This is a genomic window from Paractinoplanes ovalisporus, assembly GCF_016834655.1.
In the GTDB taxonomy this organism is placed as follows: Bacteria; Actinomycetota; Actinomycetes; order Mycobacteriales; family Micromonosporaceae; genus Actinoplanes; species Actinoplanes ovalisporus.
This window is the reverse complement of sequence record NZ_JAENHP010000004.1, coordinates 1-21,435: the sequence shown is the minus strand read 5'-3', so window position 1 is coordinate 21,435 and position 21,435 is coordinate 1. Positions and strand designations below refer to the sequence as shown.

Annotated in this window: 20 protein-coding genes, 3 tRNA genes and 1 rRNA gene; 9 read left to right on the top strand and 15 right to left on the bottom strand. The window is 70.3% G+C overall.

All coding sequences use genetic code 11. From position 1 onward, the window contains the following. The first annotated feature begins 42 nt into the window (after positions 1-42). A complete protein-coding gene (locus JIG36_RS14215) occupies positions 43-465 on the top strand; it encodes a YybH family protein (protein ID WP_203376765.1) in 423 nt (140 codons plus the stop codon). A gap of 93 nt (positions 466-558) precedes the next feature. Here the strand turns inward: JIG36_RS14215 and JIG36_RS14210 are convergent, their stop codons facing one another. Continuing rightward, complete coding sequence (locus JIG36_RS14210; protein ID WP_203376763.1) at positions 559-1,455, bottom strand: LysR family transcriptional regulator; 897 nt, start codon at positions 1,453-1,455, stop codon at positions 559-561. 70 nt (positions 1,456-1,525) lie between these two features. On the opposite strand from JIG36_RS14210, the gene JIG36_RS14205 reads away from it, so the two are divergent. Continuing rightward, the gene (locus JIG36_RS14205) at positions 1,526-2,569 is read left to right on the top strand and encodes a TDT family transporter (protein WP_203376761.1); all 1,044 of its coding nucleotides are present in this window, start codon (positions 1,526-1,528) and stop codon (positions 2,567-2,569) included. Positions 2,570-2,610: 41 nt separating this feature from the next. Here JIG36_RS14205 and JIG36_RS14200 read toward each other — a convergent pair whose 3' ends face one another. From JIG36_RS14200 to JIG36_RS14150, 11 genes are all read right to left on the bottom strand, one after another. Further along, the gene (locus JIG36_RS14200) at positions 2,611-3,315 is read right to left on the bottom strand and encodes a hypothetical protein (RefSeq protein WP_203376759.1); all 705 of its coding nucleotides are present in this window, start codon (positions 3,313-3,315) and stop codon (positions 2,611-2,613) included. A 21-nt stretch (positions 3,316-3,336) separates the two neighbouring features. Continuing rightward, on the bottom strand, positions 3,337-4,068 hold the full coding sequence (locus JIG36_RS14195) for a hypothetical protein (RefSeq protein WP_203376757.1): 732 nt from the start codon (positions 4,066-4,068) through the stop codon (positions 3,337-3,339). A 59-nt stretch (positions 4,069-4,127) separates the two neighbouring features. Next, positions 4,128-6,488: an ATP-binding protein gene (locus tag JIG36_RS14190; protein ID WP_203376755.1), complete on the bottom strand. Its 2,361-nt coding sequence runs from the start codon at positions 6,486-6,488 to the stop codon at positions 4,128-4,130. 156 nt (positions 6,489-6,644) lie between these two features. Further along, complete coding sequence (locus tag JIG36_RS14185; protein ID WP_203376753.1) at positions 6,645-6,941, bottom strand: hypothetical protein; 297 nt, start codon at positions 6,939-6,941, stop codon at positions 6,645-6,647. Between the two features lie 857 nt (positions 6,942-7,798). Then, positions 7,799-7,872, bottom strand: a tRNA-Phe gene (locus tag JIG36_RS14180). A gap of 22 nt (positions 7,873-7,894) precedes the next feature. Continuing rightward, positions 7,895-7,968: transfer RNA gene (locus JIG36_RS14175), tRNA-Asp, on the bottom strand. A gap of 52 nt (positions 7,969-8,020) precedes the next feature. Beyond that, positions 8,021-8,093: transfer RNA gene (locus tag JIG36_RS14170), tRNA-Glu, on the bottom strand. A gap of 149 nt (positions 8,094-8,242) precedes the next feature. Beyond that, positions 8,243-9,136, bottom strand: coding sequence for a MerR family transcriptional regulator (locus tag JIG36_RS14165; RefSeq protein ID WP_203376751.1), 894 nt, complete (start codon positions 9,134-9,136; stop codon positions 8,243-8,245). After that, positions 9,126-9,695 (bottom strand): isopentenyl-diphosphate Delta-isomerase, encoded by a 570-nt coding sequence (gene idi / locus JIG36_RS14160; protein WP_203376749.1) that lies wholly within the window; start codon positions 9,693-9,695, stop codon positions 9,126-9,128. Before idi ends, JIG36_RS14165 begins: the two co-directional genes overlap by 11 nt. Beyond that, positions 9,692-11,173 carry a phytoene desaturase family protein gene (crtI, locus tag JIG36_RS14155; protein ID WP_203376747.1) on the bottom strand — a complete coding sequence of 494 codons (1,482 nt, stop codon included), beginning with the start codon at positions 11,171-11,173 and terminating at the stop codon, positions 9,692-9,694. The genes idi and crtI overlap by 4 nt, the downstream gene beginning before the upstream one ends. A 23-nt stretch (positions 11,174-11,196) precedes the next feature. Next, the gene (locus JIG36_RS14150) at positions 11,197-12,330 is read right to left on the bottom strand and encodes a polyprenyl synthetase family protein (RefSeq protein ID WP_203376745.1); all 1,134 of its coding nucleotides are present in this window, start codon (positions 12,328-12,330) and stop codon (positions 11,197-11,199) included. A 67-nt stretch (positions 12,331-12,397) separates the two neighbouring features. On the opposite strand from JIG36_RS14150, the gene JIG36_RS14145 reads away from it, so the two are divergent. The 5 genes from JIG36_RS14145 to JIG36_RS14125 all read left to right on the top strand — a co-directional run bounded on the left by JIG36_RS14145 (position 12,398) and on the right by JIG36_RS14125 (position 17,088). Then, complete coding sequence (locus JIG36_RS14145) at positions 12,398-13,285, top strand: phytoene/squalene synthase family protein (protein WP_203376743.1); 888 nt, start codon at positions 12,398-12,400, stop codon at positions 13,283-13,285. 1 nt (position 13,286) lies between these two features. Continuing rightward, the gene (locus JIG36_RS14140; protein WP_203376741.1) at positions 13,287-14,612 is read left to right on the top strand and encodes a cryptochrome/photolyase family protein; all 1,326 of its coding nucleotides are present in this window, start codon (positions 13,287-13,289) and stop codon (positions 14,610-14,612) included. Between the two features lie 232 nt (positions 14,613-14,844). Beyond that, positions 14,845-15,327 carry a MarR family winged helix-turn-helix transcriptional regulator gene (locus JIG36_RS14135; RefSeq protein WP_203376738.1) on the top strand — a complete coding sequence of 161 codons (483 nt, stop codon included), beginning with the start codon at positions 14,845-14,847 and terminating at the stop codon, positions 15,325-15,327. A gap of 363 nt (positions 15,328-15,690) precedes the next feature. Continuing rightward, the gene (locus tag JIG36_RS14130; RefSeq protein ID WP_203376736.1) at positions 15,691-16,035 is read left to right on the top strand and encodes a hypothetical protein; all 345 of its coding nucleotides are present in this window, start codon (positions 15,691-15,693) and stop codon (positions 16,033-16,035) included. Positions 16,036-16,155: 120 nt separating this feature from the next. Continuing rightward, positions 16,156-17,088 carry a phosphotransferase family protein gene (locus JIG36_RS14125; RefSeq protein ID WP_203376734.1) on the top strand — a complete coding sequence of 311 codons (933 nt, stop codon included), beginning with the start codon at positions 16,156-16,158 and terminating at the stop codon, positions 17,086-17,088. On the opposite strand, the gene JIG36_RS14120 is transcribed toward JIG36_RS14125, so the two are convergent. The 3 genes from JIG36_RS14120 to JIG36_RS14110 all read right to left on the bottom strand — a co-directional run bounded on the left by JIG36_RS14120 (position 17,077) and on the right by JIG36_RS14110 (position 19,883). Further along, on the bottom strand, positions 17,077-17,937 hold the full coding sequence (locus tag JIG36_RS14120) for a hypothetical protein (RefSeq protein ID WP_203376732.1): 861 nt from the start codon (positions 17,935-17,937) through the stop codon (positions 17,077-17,079). The genes JIG36_RS14125 and JIG36_RS14120 overlap by 12 nt on opposite strands. Before the next feature lie 99 nt (positions 17,938-18,036). Continuing rightward, complete coding sequence (locus JIG36_RS14115) at positions 18,037-19,053, bottom strand: serine hydrolase domain-containing protein (protein ID WP_203376730.1); 1,017 nt, start codon at positions 19,051-19,053, stop codon at positions 18,037-18,039. Between the two features lie 17 nt (positions 19,054-19,070). Further along, entirely contained in the window at positions 19,071-19,883 is an 813-nt protein-coding gene (locus JIG36_RS14110; protein WP_203376728.1) for an MEDS domain-containing protein, read from the bottom strand. A gap of 48 nt (positions 19,884-19,931) precedes the next feature. Here JIG36_RS14110 and JIG36_RS14105 point away from each other — a divergent pair, with 48 nt between their 5' ends. Beyond that, entirely contained in the window at positions 19,932-20,786 is an 855-nt protein-coding gene (locus JIG36_RS14105) for a Rieske (2Fe-2S) protein (RefSeq protein ID WP_307872711.1), read from the top strand. A gap of 581 nt (positions 20,787-21,367) precedes the next feature. Beyond that, positions 21,368-21,435: ribosomal RNA gene (locus JIG36_RS14100) — 16S ribosomal RNA — on the top strand; the annotation flags it as partial.

Genomic DNA, 21,435 nt, shown 5'->3' with positions numbered 1-21,435 from the left:
CGACGTCCCGGGCACAAGTTCTTACAAAAGGAGGTGCTCGTCATGCAGGACATCCGAGAGGTGATCGAGGCGCGGGCGGCGCGGCTGAGCGAGGGCGACGTGAAGGCCTTCCTGTCCTACTCGGCCGACGAGGTGCGCACGTTCGACCTGGCGCCGCCGCTGGGCTCACGGGTCGACGGCAACGACCCGGCGCCGACCGAGCGGTGGCTGGCCACGTTCGAGGCGCCGCCGCGCCGCGAGGTCACCCAGCTGGAGATCACCGTCGACGGCGATGTGGCGTTTGCGACCAGTTACGACTCGATGAGCGCGACACCCAGGGGTACGACGGACGCGTTCACTCTCTGGTACCGGGTGACGCTCGGGCTGCGCCGGATCGACGGACGGTGGCTGGTCGTCCACGAGCACGAGTCGGTGCCGTTCCTGATGGACGGATCGTTCGCGGCCGCCATCGACCTCACGCCGTAATGCTCTTTGAGCGCGACGGGCGAGGGCACAGAGGTCGCCGGCTCAGCCTTTATGCGCGGCGGGTGACGGCGTAGGGGGGCGCGGGTCCGGGCTTTATGCGCGGCGGGCGATGGCGTAGAGGTCGCGGGCCGGGCCGATCAGCTGGTCGGCTGTGCGCCACACGGCCCGCAGCCGGCGCTGCAACGGGACCGCGGTCGGCACGGCCACCAGCGTGCCGGCCGCCAGTTCGGCGGTCACCGCCAGCGAGCTGAGCACCGCCGCGCCCGAGCCCGCCGCCACCGCGTGTTTGATCGCCGTGGTCGACGACAGTTCGAGCAGCGGCGCGGCCGCGGTCAGGTCGCCGAGCGCCTGGTCGAACGCCCGCCGGGTGCCCGAGCCGGACTCGCGCGACACCAGCGGGGTCGCCGCCAGCTCGGCCGCCGTCACCGACCGGCGGCGCCGCGCCCACGGATGCGCGGGCGCGACCACCACGGCGAGCCGGTCGGTCGCCACCACCTCGTCGTGCAGGCCGGCCGGCAGGTCGGGGCCCTCGACGAAACCCAGTTCGACCTGCCCGGCCAGCACCGCGGCGGCGACGTCGGCCGAGTTCGCGGCCTGCAACGTCACGGCCAGCCCCGGGTGGGCCGCGCGCAACGCGACCAGCCACGCGGGCAGCAGATATTCGGCGACGGTCTGACTGGCGGCGACGGTGAGCCGGCTCTCGTGGGTGGCCCGCAACGCCGCCAGACCCGCCGCCAGCGCGTCGGCCGCGTCGATCGCCGCGCGGGCCCAGTCGGCGACCAGGGCGCCGGTCTCGGTCAGCGTCGAACCGCGCGGGGTGCGGTGCAGCAGCGTCAGCCCGACCCGGCGTTCGAGCTCACGCAGGCGGTTGCTGGCGGCCGGCTGCGAGATGCGGTGCTCCGCCGCGGCCCGCCCCACACTGCCCAGCCGGGCGACGCTGAGCAGCAGATCGAAGCCGGTCAGGTCGGCGGTCAAAGGGGGCAGAGGCATAAGGACAGGTTATGACCTCAGGCGAGATCGACACCTACTGGCCTGGGCTTTCCCGGAGCAGGGTGGAAACATGTTCGGACCCAACTGGTTCGCCTCCGTCATGGGCACCGGGATCGTCGCCACCGCCGCCGCCACGCTGCCCGTGCAGTTCCCCGGCCTGCACACGTTCGCCACCGCGATGTGGTTGCTGGCGGCCACCCTGCTGGTCGCGGTCATCACCGCCACCGTCCGCCGCGGGACCAGCCACCTGGACGACCCCGTCCTGATGCAGTTCTGGGGCGCCCCGCCGATGGCGCTGATGACCGTGGGCGCGGGCACCCTGTTGCTCGGCCCCGGTTCGTTCGCCGTGGCGGCCGACCTGGTGCTGTGGACCGCCGGCACGCTGCTGGGCCTGATCGTCGCGGTCGCCGTCCCGTACCGGATGATGACCCGCCCCACCCTGGCCGCCGCCCCCGACGCGGCGTTCGGTGGCTGGCTGATGCCCGTGGTCTCCCCGATGGTCTCCGCCGCCACCGGCGCGCTGCTGGTCCCGCATGTGCCCTTCGGCCGCGACCTGCTGCTGGCCTGCTACGCGTTGGCCGGCATCAGCCTGTTCGCCGCGGTCATCGTCATCAGCCAGATCTGGGCCCGCCTGGTGCGGCACCAGGTCGGCGCGGCCCGGATGGTCCCCACCCTGTGGATCGTGCTGGGCCCGCTCGGCCAGTCGGTGACCGCGTTCCACCTGCTGGGCCGCTCGGCCGAGGGCGTTCTCCCCGACCCGTACGCCACCGGGGCTCAGATGGTGGCGCTGCTGTACGGCGTGCCGACGCTGGGTTTCGCCCTCTTCTGGGCCGCATTGGCCACGGCGATCACCGTCCGCACCGTACGGGAAGACCTGCCGTTCACCCTGACCTGGTGGAGCTTCACGTTCCCGGTCGGCACGGTCGTCACCGCCACCGGCGGCCTCGCGACCCGCACGGGTTCACCGGTGCTGACCGCCCTGGCCGTGGTGCTCTTCGCCGTGCTGGTCAGCGCCTGGGCGGTCGTCGCCACCCGAACCGCTCGCAGCAACCTGTGGCGCCCGGAACGGCGCGACCGCGAACCACAGCGCCTCCTCGTAGAGCTGCCCCGTTAGCGGCACCCTGCTGACCCGCCGCCGGGCCAGGGAACTCGGGCTCAGCTACACAGGAAGATCGGGCACTGCGGGTACTTGATGACCAGGGGTGGGTGGGCCGCCATCGTGTCGGTGAGCCACTGGCGGTTGCGGGCGATGCTGAGCACGCCGATCGGGCCGGTGACGTCGAGGTAGTTGTCCTCGGTCCAGCGCAGCGCGTAGTCGGTGATGCCGACCATGGTGTCGCCGACGAAGACCGGTCCGCCCTGGTCGCCTCGGACGAAGGTGGCCGGGGTGCCGGAGACGATCATGTCGGCGGTGGGGAAGCCGGCGTCGGTGTCGATGCGCGTGGCCAGCCTCACGTACTCGTCCAAGTGGCGGTCGCCGCCGGCGTAGCGCCAGGCGTCCGTGCCTACGGCCGGGTCCTGGGTGGCCAGCGTGCGCGACGGGAATCCGGTGACGGGGGCGTCGAGCCGGGCCAGCAGCAGCTTGCCGCGCAGAGCGGTGAACGTGGCGCGGCGGATCTGCCCGCCCGCGTCGATGTCGCCGTTGGTCGGGCAGCCGTCGCGGGTGAGCAGCCAGCTCGGCGTGATGAGGGCGCCGGAACAGGCGAACGAGTGGTCCCAGCTCCAGACCCGGACCAGCCAGCGCTGGCTCGGGATGGTGGTGTCGACCAGGCTGTTCTCCGCAGCCAGGGCCGGAGCGGCGGCGAAGGTGAGCGCGACGAGGGTCAGGATGACCGCGATCGCGGTACGGAGGATGCGCACAGGAGTTCTCCAGACGTCGAATCAGCGGCAGAGGAAGATCGGGCACTGTCCGGTGTCGACGATCAGAGGCGGATAGGCCGCCATCGTGTCGACGATCCACTGGCGGTGCTCGGCGATACCCAGGACGGAGATCGGGCCGTCGTAGTCCCACGAGCCGTCGGGGTTGGTTCGCGTGAGGAAGTACGAGACACCGACCAGGACGCCGCCCCAGATCACCGCGCCACCCTCATGGAACGAGGGCAGACCGTCGCCGCCCGACGTGATCAGATTGATGTCGCGATGGTCGCGGCCGTACGCGTTCTCGAGGATGGTGACCGGGCTCGACCGGTAGAAACGGGAGTCGCTGCCGCTGTAGCGGAAGACCCGCGTGCCGATCGCGGGGCTCTGCCGGGCCAGCGGAAGCACCGTGTCCGGCAGGCCGGGGATCGGGCTGGAGAGCCGGACCAGGTACATCTGGCCGTGGCGGGCACCGAAGGCGATCGGGAATCTCCGGCCGGCGGCTTCGATCTCGCTGTTCGGGCCGGGCCCCACGCAGTCCATGACGGTGAGCACCCACCAGCGGTTCAGGGCCGTACCCGAGCACCACAGGTCGCCGTAGGCGTAACCCCGGACCATCCACTGGTTGCCGGGGGCCCGTTCGTCCACGATGGTGGACGCCGGTGGTGCCGCGCGGGCGGCGGTGGGGGTCAGGACCAGGGCGGCGAGCACCGCGACGGCCACAACACGAAGGCTGCGCACACTGTTTCCGTTCATCGAGGGAACTGAGCGCGCACGACACTAGGGGCGCCGCCGGGTCGCTGTCTGCGGCAACTTCACCCCCGCGAATCTGCCACCTTTTCTGCCGGCCCGAGCTTCCCGGTCAGGAAGGCGTGCAGGTCGTGGTCGACCGGAGGCACCGGCACGTCGTGGGTGGCGCGCAGCTCGGCGGCGCGTCGTCGCAGGTCACGGGCCTCGTCGGGGGCGGCCGAGGCGCGGGCGGCGGCGAGCCGGTCCAACGTACGGGCCTGTTCCGGACGCCCGTTGGCGTGCTCGAACGCCTCGGCGAGAAGCTTCGCCGCCGTGTCCCACTCGCTGCGGGCGAGTGCGATGTCACCCAGGCGGGCCAGGGCGAGCCCGATGCCGGGCCGGTACTCGGCCTCGCGGGCCATGGCCAGCGCCTCGCCGGCGATCGCTTCGGCCTCCTCCCGCCCCAGGCCGAGCAGCGACTCGGCCAGCATGCCCAGCGCGTACGCGGTCGGTGACGTGTCGCTCAGCTCCCGGAACGCGGCCACCGCGGTGACCAGGTGGGCGCGGGCCGACTCGTACGCGCCCAGGTCGTTCTCGACCCCGGCCAGGTTCATCCGGGTCACCGCCGCGCCGCGCCGGTCACCGAGCTCGTCCTTGATCGCCAGGCTGTCCCGGTAGTGCGCGCGGGCGGTGTCGTACGCGCCGCGGTCGTGGGCCAGCGTGCCCAGGTTGTTCAGCGAGATCGTCACCCGTCGCCGGTCACCGGCGGCCCGGGCCAGGTCGAGGCTGTCCCGGTGGCTGGCCTGGGCTTCCGGGTAGCGGCCGAGGAACTTCTGCGCGTTGCCGGCCACCGTGAGTGCGGCGCTGACGTCGGCCGGTTCCGTGAACAGTTCGGCGCACCGGCCCGCGAGGCGTAACCCTTCCTCGGCCCGGCCCGACTCGTTGGCCGCCACCGCTGCGCCGTAGACGGCCCACGCCCGTACGAGGGAACCGGAAGTGGCCTCTGCGATCTTGAGGAGAACCCGGTGGGCGTCGCTGAACTGCGCCCGCGCCACGTGGAAGGCGGTCAGCGCCTTCACCAGAGCCACGTCGATCGCGTCGGCCCGGTGAGCGACGGCCCACCACACGGCGGCGCGGACGTTGTCCCGTTCGGCGTCGACGCGCTCACTGCCGGACCGCAGAAGATCAAGGAAATGAAGGGCATGAGATTCCCGTACGGCGGGAGCCTGTGACGCCGCAACCTCACGCACGGTGTCCAACATGGTGATGCGGGCGGTCCCGTCCCGGTCGACCAGTGACACGAGGCTGTCCGCCGCCAGTTGCGCCACTGAGCCCCGTACGTGGGAAACGGTCTTGAGCACCGCCTCCAGATCGGCCGGTGAAGCGCCGCCCACGAACACCGCCAGCGCCCCCAGCACCAGCCGTTCCCGCTGGTCGAGCCGGCCCGTGCTCCACTCGACGGTGAGGCGCAGCGTCTGGTGCCGGTCGGGCATGTCGGCCGCCCCGACCAGCTCCGGCAGCTTCGCCGAGATCTCGGCCAGCAGGTCCGCCGGTTCCTGAACGGCCAGTTGCGCCGCCGCCAGCTCGATGGCCAGCGGCAGTCCGTCCAGCCGGCGGCACAGCTCCCGCACCGCGGTGGTGTTGCTGTCGGTGAGCCGGAAACCCAGCCGTACGGCCGAAACCCGCTGCACCAGAAGCTCCACCGCCTGCGGCCCGGCCAGCGGCAGCAGGCGCTGCACATGCTCACCGCGCAGCCGCAACGGCGACCGGCTGGTGGCCAGGACAGTCAGCCGATGACAGCGTCCGAGCAGGTCGGCCACCCATCGCGCGGCCCCGCCCACATGCTCGAAGCTGTCCAGCACGAGCAGCCACCGCCCATCCCCGACCAGCTGGGCAAGGGCATCCAGCGGTTCCCGGCCGGCCACCCGGCACCGCACCGCATCGGCCACCGCCTGCGGCACGTCGGCCGGGTCGTCCAGCACGCTGAGATCGGCGCCCACCACCCGGTCGAACCGTCCCGCCAGCCGCCACCCGGCTTCCAGCGCGAGCCGGCTCTTACCCACCCCACCCGCACCGACGACGGACACGAGACGGACCCCCGCATCCAGCACCAGATCGGCGAGCTGGGCCAATTCGTCGTCCCGCCCGACCAGCGGAGTCGCGGCGGCGGCGAGGTCGGGCCGCTTGGAGGGCGCGCGCCGGGTCGACGGCGGGGCGGACTTGCGGGCCAGGCCATAGAGTTCGGCCCGTTCGGAGGCCTCGGGCCCGAGCCCGTCGAACAGAACCCGCAACGTCTCCCGATGCGGGCGGCGCGTGATGCCGCGTTCGATGTCCCCGATGGTGCGGAGTGCGAGGCCGGTCTTTTCGGCGAGTTGTTCCTGAGACATGCCGCGGGCCAGGCGCAGCGCCACAATCCGCCGCCCCAGTTCCGACCCCACCGCACCCACAGCGACGATTATCTACACGCCCGACCGGCGGCCCCGCCTCCGCGACGGGCAGAGGGGACTTCCGCTTGTCCGCTGTTGCCTCAGTGCGCGCGTTCCTCTGCCGGGGAGCGGCAGACCGGCTGACATTCGCCGGCCAGGGAGCAGCTGGCTGAGCTGCTATTCGCCGAGCTTGTTCTGTGTCGCGGGATCGGTCTCGGTCCTGACGACGCTCATCACGACGGCCAGCCCGTTCGGGATCGCTTCGCACGTCGCGCAGTCCGCGTGGGGGCCGCCGTGCCGCTCGGCAATGATGAGGAGCGCGTCCACCAGCCCATCCACTTCCATGACATGACGCTTCTCCACCGGCATCCGACCCAGACTCTGCGCCCCGATATCGATCACCTTCTGCGGCACGTCATACCGCGCAGCAGCCGCAGCGCCGCGTCGCAGAGCATCATCCAGAGGGATTGTCACACCGCTAGTCTAGTCGCATGTCAACCTATAGGGAAGTGCTGCACAGAGAGGTTCGACAATCCGGGGCCAACAGGAGAGCGGTCGACGCCTTTGCGCCATCCTTGGGTTCAGTGACGCGCGGTGACCCGGCATCCCACGCGTTGGTCAGGCCTGACGGCCATCCCGCCTAAAAACTGGAGGCGGTCCGCCGCGTCTCTGTCAGCATGGGAACCATGCGCCATGAACGCCGGGAAGCCGACTCGTTCGCCTATCCCGTCCGGGAGTCGCAGTCGGGCGCAGAACCAGAACGGCCCAACGCGCAACCCTGGCCGCAGCCGATCCAGGACGGCCGCTGGACCGATGACAACGGCGTCGAATGGCATATCCGAGGAGGAAGAGCACAACTCCCTGACCGGGTGCTACGCCGACTGGTCAAGCGCACCGACGTGCGGGTCTTGCACGCGTACGCCCAGATCCGACGGAGGTCGCCGGCCCGGATCGGGAAGCGCTGCTGGAGCGGGTGGAACGCTACTTCGACGGGACGGCTCCACTGCACAGCCAGTTCTGGTTGGCCGAGTTCCGCGACGAACACCGCAACATCATGCTCGTCATCGACGAGGCTTGCTAGCGATAGCCCACCGCCTCGACGAGCCAACACGTCGCCGTCCGTGGAGCGCCGCTCGATTGACGCCTAAAGTCGGCACTTTTGACCCCTCTTGGCGGCGATCGGCGAAGCCAATCGCTCGCCTACGGTCAGCGAGCGCGCGGCAGAGGGGGTGCGGGTGGCGTAGCCCCCGCTTCGCGCGACGAAGTCGCGCGGAAAGGAACGAGGCTGGCCGGTTCGCGCTTTCGGCGAACAGGATCCAGCCCCAGACTCGTGGCCAGGGGCGGGGTCGAACCGCCGACCTTCCGATTTTCAGTCGGACGCTCGTACCAACTGAGCTACCTGGCCTTGATGTTGCTTTTGTTAGTTGCGGTCCTGACGGGACTTGAACCCGCGACCTCCGCCTTGACAGGGCGGCGAGCACTCCAACTGCTCCACAGGACCTTGCTCTTTCTTGCTTCGGCAGTCTAGCGACTGTCAATCGCTAACCTACCAGTACCCCCAACGGGATTCGAACCCGTGCTACCGCCTTGAAAGGGCGGCGTCCTGGGCCACTAGACGATGAGGGCAACTCCGCCAGTATTGCACGTCTGCAACACCTTCTGGCTTTGACCCCAACCGGGCCCCCGCTTGAGGCTTGGAAAGCATACGTGATCCACCGCCCCGCCTCCAAACCGGTATCCCGTTTGGGGCGGCGGGGCTCTGACCTGGGGAAATGCTAGGCCGTGGCGGCGGCTACGGTTTCCGCGGCCGAAGACAGGTCGGTGAGGTGGACCACGCCTGGGGGTAGTTCGGCCGGCCAGCCGGGGCCGGCGGCCGCCACCAGCAGGGGTGGGTGGGGGGCCTCGAGGATCCGTGCGAGCTGGGCCGGGTCGGATGACACGGGGGTCTGTGACCAGAGCACGACCACGGTGGGGCCGGTGCGTTCGATGGCGTCGGCCAGGGCGGTGGGCGGCACCCGGGCGCCGAGCAGGCGGGTGGGCACCCCGGCTTCGGCCAGGGCGGCGGCCAGGGCCTCCAGCGGGAGGGTGTGTTGTTCCTCGTCGGCCGCGGCCAGCAAGACCCGGGGTGGGGCGGCGTTCGGGGGTCTCGGCACGGCGCCCAGCACCTCGGTGACCGTACGGGAAAGCAGGTGTTCGACCTCGACGAAGCGTTTGGTGGCCTCGTAGCGCTCGCCGATGCCGATGAGCACGGGCATGGCGACCTCGGTCCACGCGCCGATCACGCCGTGTTCGGTCACCACCATCTCGAGGATGTCGCGCATCGCGGGAGCGTCCAGGTGCATAGCGGCCCGGGCCAGTCCGCGGGCGGCGGGGGCGGCCGCGCCGACGGCGATCGTGTGGCCGCCGCCGTGCCGGGTGTTGGTGGGCGGGGCGCCGTCCAGGGGTGTGCGGCGGGCCCACGCCGCAGCCTCGGCCGGTGCCACCCCCTGGGCGGTGAGCCGGCGCATCACCTCGAGGCGGTCGAGGTCCTGCTCGGTGTAGCGCCGGTGGTGGCCGGGCACGTGTTCGCTCGGCCCGAGGCCGTAGCGCTGGTGCCACGTGCGCAGCGTGGTGACCGCCACTCCCAGGCGGCGGGCGACTGCCCCGGCGGTCAGGCCGTCAACGGCCATCGGCCCGGGATGGATGCGCCGCGAGCGGGGATGCCGCGAGCCGTTGTGCCACGCCGAGCAGCCAGGGTGCGTACGGACGGGAATCGCTCTCGATCTCACCGAGGAGCATCGGCACCGCGACCCAGCGCAGATCGGCCACCTCGTCGGGATCGGGTTCCGGGTGTACGCCGATGGGCAGGTCGCCCACCAGGACGTGGTCGTACTCGTACTCGACGCGGCCGGTCGCCGGGTCTTCCGCGTAGTAGGCGTAGACGCCCACCTCGGTCAGCGGCACGTCGGCGACGCCGATCTCCTCGACCATGCGCCGGGCGGCCGCGACCGTCACCGCCTCGCCGGGCAGCGGATGGCCGCAGCACGTGTTCGCCCAGCGCAGCGGGAACCGGGTCTTGGCCGCCGCGCGCTGTTGCAGCAGCACCCGGCCCTCGGGGTCGCGCAGGAACACCGAGAACGCCCGGTGCAGCCGTCCGGGGGCGGTGTGGGCGTCGGAGACGGTAGCCGAGCCGAGCGCCGCGCCTTCGGCGTCGACGAGTTCGACCAGGTGGGACTCGCGTGCGGTCACGACACCGCCTTCGTGATGCGGCCCGCGGCCAGCTTGCCGGAGATGAGCACCATCGGCACGCCGACGCCGGGCTGGGTGCCGGAGCCGGTGAAGACCACGTTGTCGAGGCCGGGGTGCAGGTTGGACGGGCGGAACGGACCGGTCTGGGTGAAGGTGTGCGCCGCCGCGAACGGGGTGCCGGCCGCCATACCCTGATCCTGCCAGTCGGCCGGTGTGATGATCTGCTGCACCTCGATGCCGTCGCCGAAGCCGACGTAGCCGCGCTTCTCCAGCGTGCGGACGATCGACGACGCGTACCGCTCGGCGAGGCCGCCGCGCCAGTCCATCGGGCCGGCTTCCAGGTTGGGGGTGGGGGCGAGCACGTAGTAACTGTGCCGCCCGGCCGGGGCCACGGACGGGTCGGTGTGGGTCGGGTTGGTGACCAGCAGCGAGGGGTCGCTCATCAGCTGTCCACGCCGGATCACCTCGTCGAACGTGCCCTGCCACTTCGATCCGAAGTGGATGTTGTGGTGGGCCGTCTTGGTGTAGCCCTGCCGCGATCCGATGTGCAGAACCACGCAGGAGGGTGAGTAGGTCAGGCGTCGCGGACGGGCCGGGGGCAGCAGGTCGCGCTTGGCGATCGGCAGGTCGGGGTTGAGGACCACGACGTCGGCCGGGATGCGTTCGCCGTCGGCGGTGATGACGGCGGTGGCCCGTCCGTTGGCCGTCTCGACATCGGTGACCGTGGTCTCGTACCGGAAGGTCACGCCGTGTTTCTCGGCGGCGCCGGCCAGGGCCTTGGGGACGGCGTGCATGCCGCCCTTGGGGAAGTAGACGCCGGCGACCGAATCCAGATACGCGATCACCGCATAGATGGCGAGCGCGTCGTGCGGGGCCAGTCCCGCGTACATGGCCTGGAACGAGAAGATGCGCTGCGTACGGGGGTCTCGGAAGTATTTGTTGATCTTTGGTTGGAGCCGGCGGAACCCGCCCAGGCCGAGCAGTTTGAGCAGGTTGAGGTTGACCAGGTCGACCGGCGAGTCGAGGTTGCGGTCGATGAAGTGGTCGCGTTCGAGCTTCCACAGCTGGCGGGCGAAGTCGACGAAGCGCAGGTAGCCGTCGGCCTCGCGCGGGCCGCAGACGCGGGCGATCTCGGCCGCCATCCGGACCGTGTCGGTGCGCACGTCCAGAGTGGAACCGTCGGGGTAGTAGGCGCGGTAGGCCGGGTCGAGCGGCGTGAGCTCGAGCCAGTCGGAAAGGTTCTCGCCCACCGCGGCCAGCGGCTCGGCGATCAGTTCGGGCATGGTCAGCACGGTGGGGCCGGTGTCGAACTCGTACCCCTGGAGCGACAGCCGTCCGGCCCGGCCACCCGGCACCGCCTCGCGTTCGACCACCGTCACCTGCCGGCCGGCCGCGGCCAGATGCAGGGCGCAGGCGAGCCCGCCGAGCCCGGCGCCGACGACGACCACCCGCTCGGTCGGTCCTGTCACAGTTCGCATGGTTCGTACCTCCCGGAGGGACATCATGCCGGGCGGTGGGCCACGCGGACCGCAAGCTCGATGAGTGCGGCGCGTGCGTCCTCGTGGATCGGGGCGCCGGCCAGCGCGGCGATCCCGTCGGCGACCCGCTCCTGGATCATCGCCTCGAGCCGGGCGGGCGCGCCGGTCTCGGTGATGACACGGGCGCGTCGTTCCACCTGGGCGGGGGTCAGCCCGCCGGAGCCGTCGGCGGGGTTGACGGCTCCGGCGGGGTCAAGGGTCAGCTCGGCCCGCTGCGCCGGTGTGGCGAGCTTGCGGGCGAGCATGAGCAGTGCGGTGGGTTTGCCGGTGCGCAGGTCGTCGCCCGCGGGTTTGCCGGTGACGGCCGGATCGCCGTACACACCGAGCAGGTCGTCGCGGAGCTGGAACGCTTCGCCGATGGCCAGACCATATTTCCCGTACGCCTCGTCGATGCGCTCATCGGAGGCGTCGGCCACGGCACACCCGAACTGAAGGGGCCGCTGGACGGTGTAACTCGCCGTCTTGTGCCGGGCGACCAGCAACGCCCGCTCGACCGACCAGGCGCCGGGCTGGTTCTCGCCCAGCACGTCGAGGTATTGACCCGCGATCGCTTCGACGCGCATGCGGTCGTAGTAGGCGCGCACGGCCGGCGACCCGGGTGTGCGCGCGAGGAGCTGGTCGGCCCAGACCAGGCACAGGTCGCCGATCAGGATGGCCGACGACGTGCCGAACTTCTCCGGGTCGCCGATGCTGCCGTCCTGCCGGTGGTGCCCGGCGAAGATGCGGTGGGCGGTCGGCCGGCCCCGGCGGGTGTCCGATTCGTCCATCACGTCGTCGTGCACCAGCGCGAACGTGTGCATGAGTTCGAGCGCGGCGAAGGCCGGAAGCGCCGGCTCGACCGGCTCGTCGCTGCCCACAGCGCCGCGCCAGCCCCAATAGGCGAAGACCGGCCGGAGCCGCTTGCCTCCGGCCAGCACCAGGTCGCGGGCGGTGCGGGCGAAACGGCCGAGAGCCGGATCGATCGCATCGAGGGACGCGATCTGGGGGGCCAGGAAGTCGGCCAGCGTGCCGTGGATGGCGTGTATCAGCGCGTGCGGCGACGCGCCCTGGCGGGGGATGCCCCGATGCCGGTTTCCAGCGAGCGTGTCGTGTGCCACGAGGAGTACCGTACCCTTACTTTGAAGTTGCGTCGATTCGTGCGTCGATTTTCTCCGGAGGGGTCCCGTGGACATCGATCTGGCCGCCGCCTACGAGCGGTGCCGCGAGCTGCACAAGCGCCACGGCCGGACGTATTACCTGGCCACCAAGCTCCTTCCGGCTTGGAAGAGACGGCACGTGCACGCCCTCTACGGGTTCACCAGGTATGCCGACGAGATCGTGGATCAAACCTGGGAACTTCCTGCGGACGAGCGGGCGAAACGACTCACCGAGTGGTCCGACGCGTTCGTCGCCGGTCTGCGGGGCGAACCGGTCGACGATCCGCTGCTGCCCGCGGTGCTGCACACCATCGCGGTCTTCGACCTCGACGTGGACGACTTCGCGACGTTCCTGCGCTGCATGGCGATGGATCTCACAGTCGCCGGCTACCGGACGTACGACGACCTGCTCGACTACATGGAGGGCTCGGCCGCCGTGATCGGCACGATGATGCTGCCGATCCTCGGTTCCGGCGATCCGGCCGCCGCCCGGGAACCCGCCCGCCAGCTCGGCTTCGCGTTCCAGCTCACCAACTTCATCCGCGACGTCGCCGAGGACCTCGAGCGCGGACGCGTCTATCTGCCCGAGTCGCACCTCGGCCGCTTCGGCGTCACCCGCGACGATCTCGCCCGCCGGCAGGCCACCCCCGAGATCAAAGAGCTGATCCGGTACGAGATCGGGGTCGCCCGCGAGCACTACGCGGCCGCCGCCCCCGGGATCGTGATGCTCGAACCCGCCTCCCAGGCCTGCATGCGCACCGCGTACGCGCTCTACGGCGGCATCCTCGGCGAGATCGAGGCCAACGACTACGACGTGTTCGCCGGCCGCGCGACCGTTCCCAACCGGCGCCGTGCCGCCGTCGCCGTGCGCAGCCTGCTCACCCGGGCCGGAACACCGGTCGAGATGGCGGCCTGACATGAAGACCGCCGTCGTCCTGTTCACCCGCGACCTTCGCGTACGGGACAACCCCGCGCTCGCCGCCACCTGCGCCAACGCCGAGCAGGTGGTGCCGTTGTTCGTGCTCGATCCGAAGCTGGGCGAGCTCTCGGCCAACCGGTCCCGCTTCCTGCACCAGTCGCTCGCTGACCTGCGCGCGACGCTGCGCGACAAGGGCGGCGACCTGGTGATCCGGATGGGTGACCCGGTGGCCGAGGCGATCGACGTGGCCCGCTCGGTCAACGCCGAAGGCATCGCGATGGCGGCCGACGTCAGCCGGTACGCCCGCCGCCGCGAGGAGAAGCTGAAGCGCGAGTCCGAACGGCACCGGATGGCGCTGAAGCTGTTCCCGGGCCTGACCGTGGTCGATCCCGGCGCGCTGCGGCCGGGCGGGGGCGGCGAGTCGTACCGGGTCTTCTCGCCCTATCACCGCAACTGGCGCGGGGCGGGCTGGCGGGAAGAGGTCGCCACGCCCAGCCGGATCACACTGCCGCACGGGATCGCCGTGGGCCGGCTGCCGACACTGCCCCGGGGCGAGTCGCCGGACGCGGCCGACGGCGGCGAGACCGAGGCGCGCCGGCTGTTCGCAGGCTGGCTGCGGCACATCGGGCCCTACCCCGAGCTGCACGACGACATGGCCGCCGACGGCACCAGCCGGCTCAGCCCGTACCTCCGCTTCGGTTGTCTCTCGCCCCTGGAACTGGCCAACGCCGCGGTCAAGCACGACGCCGAGGAGTACGTGCGGCAGCTGTGCTGGCGTGACTTCTACTACCAGGTCGCGTTGTCGGTGCCGAAGCTGTCGACCGAGCCGATCCGCCCGTCCGGCGACACCGACTGGCGCGACGACGCCGACGCGCTGCAGCACTGGCAGGACGGCCTGACCGGGGTGCCGGTGGTCGACGCCGGCATGCGCCAGCTGCGCGCCGAGGGCTGGATGCACAACCGGGCCCGGCTGATCACGGCGGCCTTTCTCACCAAACATCTCGGCGTCGACTGGCGGCCCGGCGTGAAGTGGTTCTTCCGCTGGCTGCTGGACGGGGACGTGCCGAACAATTCGGGCAATTGGCAGTGGGTGGCGGGTACCGGGAACGACACCCGCCCCTATCGGAAGTTCAATCCGATCCGCCAGGCCCAGCGTTTCGACCCCGAGGGCGTGTACGTTCGGCGCTACGTACCCGAACTCAAGGGAGTCGAGGGCGGCGCCGTGCACCAGCCCTGGCGCCTGCCGGACCAGGTCCGGCGCGGCCTCGACTACCCGGGGCCGCTCGAGTCGCACCGAGACACCGCGGTGTGGTTGCGGCCGTGACCCCGCCCGGTACGCCCGGGCGGGTCAACGCGGGGTCCGTCGGCCGGTTGCGTCCGTCATAACGTCTCGGCCGGCGGGCTCCGCCCCTGTCCCATGTCTTTGCTTGTCATGCATCCAGGAACCAGGACGCTCTTTCCCCCACCGGTCGGGTTCTCATGCACGACGGCGATATCTATGAGTGGCCTGTGTTCCGCGCCGCGATGCTTCGACTTCGTAGCGGTAGCCTGGGCCGGTGCCCGGACTTCAGCCCCACCAGCTGGGAACCTACTTCGCGCTGATCGAATCGGTGAGCCTGCTCCAGCATGCGGTCGAGCAGCAGCTCCGGGCCGACGGCGACCTCAGCGACATCCAGTTCTCGCTGCTGATGCGCCTGTTCGACGCCAACGGCCAGCTCACCATGACGGCACTGGCCGACGGCGTGGTCTACAGCCGGAGCGGCCTCACCTACCAGGCCGGCCAGCTCGAGAAGGCCGGCCTGATCACCCGTTCCCCCGACCCCACCGACGAACGGTCCACCCTGGTCACCATCACCGAGGCCGGCCACGCCCGCATCGCCAAGGTCCTGCCCGGCCACATCGAGGTCGTCCGCCGCCTGCTGATCGACCCCTTGCCCGACCGGGACGTCAAGTCCCTGGGCGACATCATGTCCCGGGTCCGCGACCACATGCGCACCGAGCCGCCGCGCTCAGCCGCCCCTCGCAAACGCCGCCCATGACCCCTTTCCCGTACGTCTGGAGGTGGCGCTACCGAACGTTGGAGTACCCGGGAGTCCACGCCCGGGTCCCGTGGTTCGGAGACAGCGTCGACCGGGCCGGCCAGCCGTGCCGGGTGATAGTCCGGGGTTCCCGAAACAGCGCGCTGCTGGAGTTCGAAGACGGCTACCGCGTCATAACAAGCCGAGCCGGCCTCCGCCGCCGCTGACCCGATACGAGTCTGGAGCGGACACCGAACCTGGCATCCGCCGCGTCCTGACCTCAACATCGACGGATCGAAGTCGCGGTTTCTCGGCGTGAAAGACGACGTTTCTTCGCCGTCCAGTGTCTGCCGGGCGCAACGCCGTCATGGTCAGATGTCATTCATGACTGAGTCTGCCCCGTACCAGCCCAGCACCCGGCGCGGTCGTCTGGTTTTCTGGGTGCTCGTCGGGCTGGTGGTCGCTGGGATCGTTGCGGTGATCAAGGTGTGGCCCGAGTCCCTCGAGGAACGACAGGACGCAGCTGTTGACCTCTGCAAGACCGAGGTCGACGCAGTGGAACCGACGCCGTGGCAGAAGCTGTGGCAGGAGTCGTCGTTCCGGATCGACGGCGACAAGGTGATTACGGTGTCGGGCAAGTTCGCCACGAAGGACGCCGGTTTCCGGCAGTTCAGCTGTGAGGTTGAGGACGGGAAGGTCACCAGCTCACAGATCGAGCCTGGCAAGTAGGCGATCGGGCCGGATCCAGCTGTCAGTCCGGCGGCGCCGGCTGGTGGGCGTACGGGGAGCCTCCGGCCTGAACGGGTAAAGCGGATGCGTTCGTGAACCGGCACGCCCTAGGTTTCGGGGGTGGAGCTTTCGGAGCTGGGTGTGCCGGTCGGGCCCATGGTCCGGGTGCACGGCGGGTTCGCCAACCAGATGTATCGGCTCGACACCGAGCGAGGGGCGTTCGCGGTCAAGGAGCTGAACTCCCTTGACCGGCGGTTGGTCTATCGGGCCGAGGACGTGTTCCGGTTCGAGCGGGCGGCCTTCGCGGCCGGTGTTTCGATGCCGGAGCCGATCTTGGTGGGGCCGCACATGCTTGTCCACCGGTGGGTCGAGGGTGAGAAAGTGCCCGAAGAACCCGTGCCGGCGGCGTACGCGTTCGAGGTCGGGCAGATCCTGGCGCGCATCCACTCGCTCGACGTCGCCTGGAACGACGACCCGGGCGCGGAACCGGTGGCGCGGGACTGGGCTGAGCTGGCCGAGCGGGCGGTGGCGACCGGGCAGCCCTGGGCCGATGACCTCAGGTCCCAGGTCGGGACGTTTCTCGCGATCGCCGAATTTGTCGACACCTGCGAGCGGCCGGGGCCCGTGGTGCTGACCCACCGGGACATTCAGCCGTGGAACCTGCTCGCCCGCGAAGGGCGGCCGGTGGTGCTCGACTGGGAGCTTTCGGGAATGCTCGACCTGTCGGGGGAGCTCGGCTCGACGGCGTTGAGCATCGCGAAGGGGCCCGGCTTCGACGACATCGAGCCCGCCGTCTTCCAGGCGGTCCTCGACGGCTACGTCGACGCAGGGGGAGAGCTGCCGCCCTGGGGGCCGAGCTGGTTCGTTTACATGATCGGGGGCTGGCTGGGGCACGTGCGGTGGAACCTGCTGCGCTGCCTCGCCGGTGTCGAGGCCGGCGCCGGTCCCGACCTCGCGCTGTCCCACGATTCCGTACGCGATGGGGTGCACGGCCTTCCCGACCTGTTCGGCCGGCTTCCCCGGCTCGTCGAGGCGCTGCGGTCAGGGGCGTAGGACCCGCCACGCGCCGTACCGGTGGACGGCGATTCCGGCGTACGCGGGGGAACTGCGGGTTGCCTTGTCCACCTGGGACAGTGTCTTCAGCATCTTGCGGGACCCCTCCTCGGCGAACGTGCAATAGGTGCACTCGGCCAGGGCGTCGGTCTCGGCGGCCAGGCGTACGCGTTTGCGGGCCGTGGCTCCCCGGCGCAGCCAGTCCTGGCTCACCGCGACCATCGAGTTGGTCCCGGTGGCGGTGTCGCGGTAACTCATGACCGTGACGGCGTCGACGCGCTTCAGGACCTCGTCGGCGAAGTTCTTCTTGTTGAGTTTGTGCTCGCCGTACCAGAACGGGACGTCGGCCTCGATCGGCAGCGGGTTGCCGGCGCGCATGCGGTCGAGCAACGTCAGGAACGCGAGCTGCGTGGCCGCGGTGTCGGTCGTCCAGGCCGGTAGGGCGTACGGCTCCACGTCGAGGTGGATGGCGCTGAACAGGCCGGTCGCCAGCACGGCGTCGCGCCAGACGATGGCGTCGTCCGGGTTGGTGGTCCAGTCGGGCTCGCCGCCCAGGGCGGACAGGCGGATGCCGGCGTCCGCGGCGCGCTCGCTCAGGTCGCGCAGGCGGGGAAGGCTGCCGTCGGTGGCTACGGACCACGGGACGTACGCGAAGACCTCGGTGACGTTCTGCGCCCCGGCCCAGGCGATCACCTCGGCCGGGTCGTAGGCGCCCCAGAGCCACATGGCCCGGGTGCCGGCCGGAGCCGCGACAAAACGCGCGGCCGAACGTGCGGCAGTGCCCGCGGGCGCGGCCGAAGCCGAGACCGCGGGCACCGTCAGCGAGGTGGCCGCGAGAATGACAGACACCAGCCCTGCCTGCCACCGCTCCCTCACGAACCGCCTCCTTCAATGAACCCTCTTCCGCGAGGGGTCAGAATCGGCAGGCGGTCTCGGGGGATAAGGGTTTTACCGCGGCAATGCCTGCTCGATACGGTCCAGCGCCGCGAAGTCGCCCAACCGCCGGCTCACGTACGCGATGACGAGGCCCCGCGCCGGGTCGGCATAACCCGCGGAGCCACCCAGACCGCCGTGCCCCCACGTGCCGTCCGGTTCGATCTGCACGCCCAGACCCCAGGTGGTCTCGTCGCCGATGAACAGATCGGGCCCGACGAACTGGGGAACCGCGACAGCCGGCAGGGAACCGTCGACAATTGCCGCATAGAAACGCGCCACTCCGGTTGCGCTGGCGTGCAGATTGACCGCCGGAACCGACGCGCGGCGCCACCGGTCGCTGTTGATGACGGCCAGGTCGCGGGCGCCGGCCGGGTTGCTGACCGCCCGGGACCGCAGCGAACCGGGCTCGCCGGCGTTGCGTTCCGGCCAGTCGGGGCGGTCGAACTCCAGCTCGGCGCAGCGGGCGATGTCCGCATCGGACAGAGCAAACCCGAAGTCGTACGGGAGCTCCTCGGCGACAAATCGCGCGGGCGTCCGGCCGTCCACGCGACGCACCAGTTCGCCGAGCAGATGCCCGTACGTCAAAGCGTGTTCCGCCGCCACCTTTCCCGGTTCCCACTCCGGTTGCGCCGCGGCCAGGTCGGCGCAGAGCAGATCCCAGTCGGCGAACGCGGACGCCTCGCGGGGAACGGGGAACGACGCCAGTCCCGAAGTGTGCGACAACACCTGCCGTACGGAAGCGGGGGTCTGAAACGACGGCCAATAGGCGGACACCGGCGCATCGAGATCGATCAGCCCGCGCTCCGCCAGCATCACCACCGCCATGGCGATGACCGGCTTCCCGGTCGAATAGACATTGACCAGAGTGTCCGGTTTCCACGGCTGGGTGCGGGCCGCGTCGCGCCAGCCCTCGACCACCTCCACCACCGGTTCGCCGGCCCGCAGAATCGTCAGCGCCGACCCTCCGCGCGGATCGGTCGCGAACGCCTCACCGACAGCTTCGAAACCTGGTGCGATCACGCCATTCATGAACGGCACGGTAATCGCTACCGGTCGCGGACCAACAACCTCAGATTGGGTACGCCGTGCGCGCCGGCCACCCGCAACGTCCGCCCGGTCTGCCGGTCCCCGACGACGATCATGTGCCGGTTGCGGGGCAGACCCGACGCCGCCCGCACGATCACCGCGGCCGCACCGTCGTCGAGCGAGCGCAGGTGACCGAGGTTCAGGTGCACATCCGGGTCCAGCCGTACGGCCTCGGCCAGCGCGTCCTTCAAGGCACCGGCCCGGCTCACGTCCAGCTCCCCGGCGACGCGGATCCCCGGAGGCACGTGCTGCCGGCAGATCCGCACCACCGCGTCCTCGTGATAAACGGCCGCGGTCACCGTACGGGGGTGAGTCCGCGCCGCGTACGCCAAAGTCACCGAATCGAACGCCTCCCGGTCGTACGTGCACAAAGCCGTGAGGCCGCCCTCGGCGAACAGCTTGGCGACCTCGTTCTCGAAGGCGAGCAGCTGCTCGGCACCCGCCTGCGGCCGCGCCGCCCAGCTCATGTCGAGGGTGACCCGCAGCCCGTGTGGGGAGCGGTCGCGCTCGGCACTGAGCCGGCGAACCATGGCGGCCGCGTTCGGCGTCCCACCCGGACCCCACAACTCCTCGACCGGCAGCACGCTCTCACCCGCCGGCACTCCACGCTGCCGCAGCTCGTCACTGACCGGCGCCGCGGAAAAACAGAGCACCCGTTCCCCGAGCTGAAGACCCCGGCCCACGAAGGAGGCGAGCAGATCCGACCGCTCCTCGGGATCGGAGTAGGTCAGACAGGCGTGGTCGCCGCGCTCGAGCCGATCCACGGTTTCCATCAATGCGATGTACCCGACCGGTGCTCCGGCCATGCGTTTCGGCCTCCCGTGGGCGGGAACCCGCTGCTCATGCAGATCCTCAACCGGCTCGAAGAGGCCCGCTCGCTCGACGGTGTGACCGAGAAACTGCAGGCAGCGGTCACGGCCGCGGCACAACCCCAGCGCGTACGGGATGTCCTGCACGGCACCTGGCTCGGCCATCCGCTCCATCCGGTTCTGGTGCAGCTTCCCGTGGGTGCGTTCATGTCGGCCGCCGTGCTCGACCTGGTGCCGGGCGCCCACAAGGCGGCGACCACGCTGATCGCCGTCGGCACCGCAGGCGCCGCGCCCGCCGTGGCCGCCGGTTGGGTCGACTGGTCGCAGCTCACCAAGGACAGGCAGCGCGTGGGCCTGGTGCACGCGGCGGCGAACGCGATCGCGGTCGGTCTCTACGGTGCGTCCCTGGTCGCGCGGCTGCGCGGGCGTTCCGGACGGGCGCTGAGCTTCGCCGGCCTGACGGTGGCCGGGCTGGGTGCCTATCTGGGCGGCCATTTGTCGTACGCGCGGAGCGCCGGCGCCAGCCACGCGGCGACCGAGCTGACGCGGGTGCCGTCGACCTGGACTTCCGTGGGTGCGCTGACCGATTTCCCCGTACGCGAGCCGGTCGTGCGAACCGTGGGCGACGTCCCCGTGCTGCTGTGGCGGGACGGGGAGCACGTGACGGCGATGATCGAGCGGTGCGGCCACGAGGGCGGACCGCTCGGCGAGGGCGACGTGACCCCGGACGGCTGCGTGGTGTGTCCGTGGCACGGAAGCACGTTCCGCCTCGAGGACGGCACTGTGGTGCACGGCCCGGCCGCGGCGGACCAGCCCTTGGTGCGCGTACGCGTGCACGAGGGCAACGTGGAGATCGCGCAACCCTAAGGAATCTCGCAGGCGCTGTGAGTAGGGTCGGCCCACCCTTGATGGGCGGGGGTGGGGGCGGCGGTACGACCAGTAGGCGATCGCTGAGTCGTCCTGGCGGTGCCGCAGCGTCTTGGTTGCGAGCCGGTAGCCGACGGTTTCCGGGCGGTTTACCTGCGCTGAGCTGCTCATACGCGAGACACTGGTACCCGATTTGGAGCCCGGGGAACGCGCGTGTAATGTTTTCCGAGCCGGCAGGGAAACGGGCGAGGCAGCGGAGAAATCCGCACCGGCCGTCCTGCCAAATCCTTCGAACTGCGGATCGCAGCGATGCTGCGCGCCTCAGAACGCGGGGTTACTAGGACGAAGCGGCACCAACCGGGAGAAACCGGTTGACACGGCCAGGAAGACCTGGTAAAGTTGAGCGAGTGCCCCGGGGCAGTCAACCGGGTGTGGTTGTTCTTTGAGAACTCAACAGGGTGCTTGATAAGCCAGTGCCAATTAAGTAATACCCCGGCCGGCTTGCCTCTTTCTAGGGGTTAAGTTCGGTGGGTGATTCCTTTGGCAGTTGTTTAACTGCCGGGACATTTTTTCCACAGTTTTTGTTGGAGAGTTTGATCCTGGCTCAGGACGAACGCTGGCGGCGTGCTTAACACATGCAAGTCGAGCG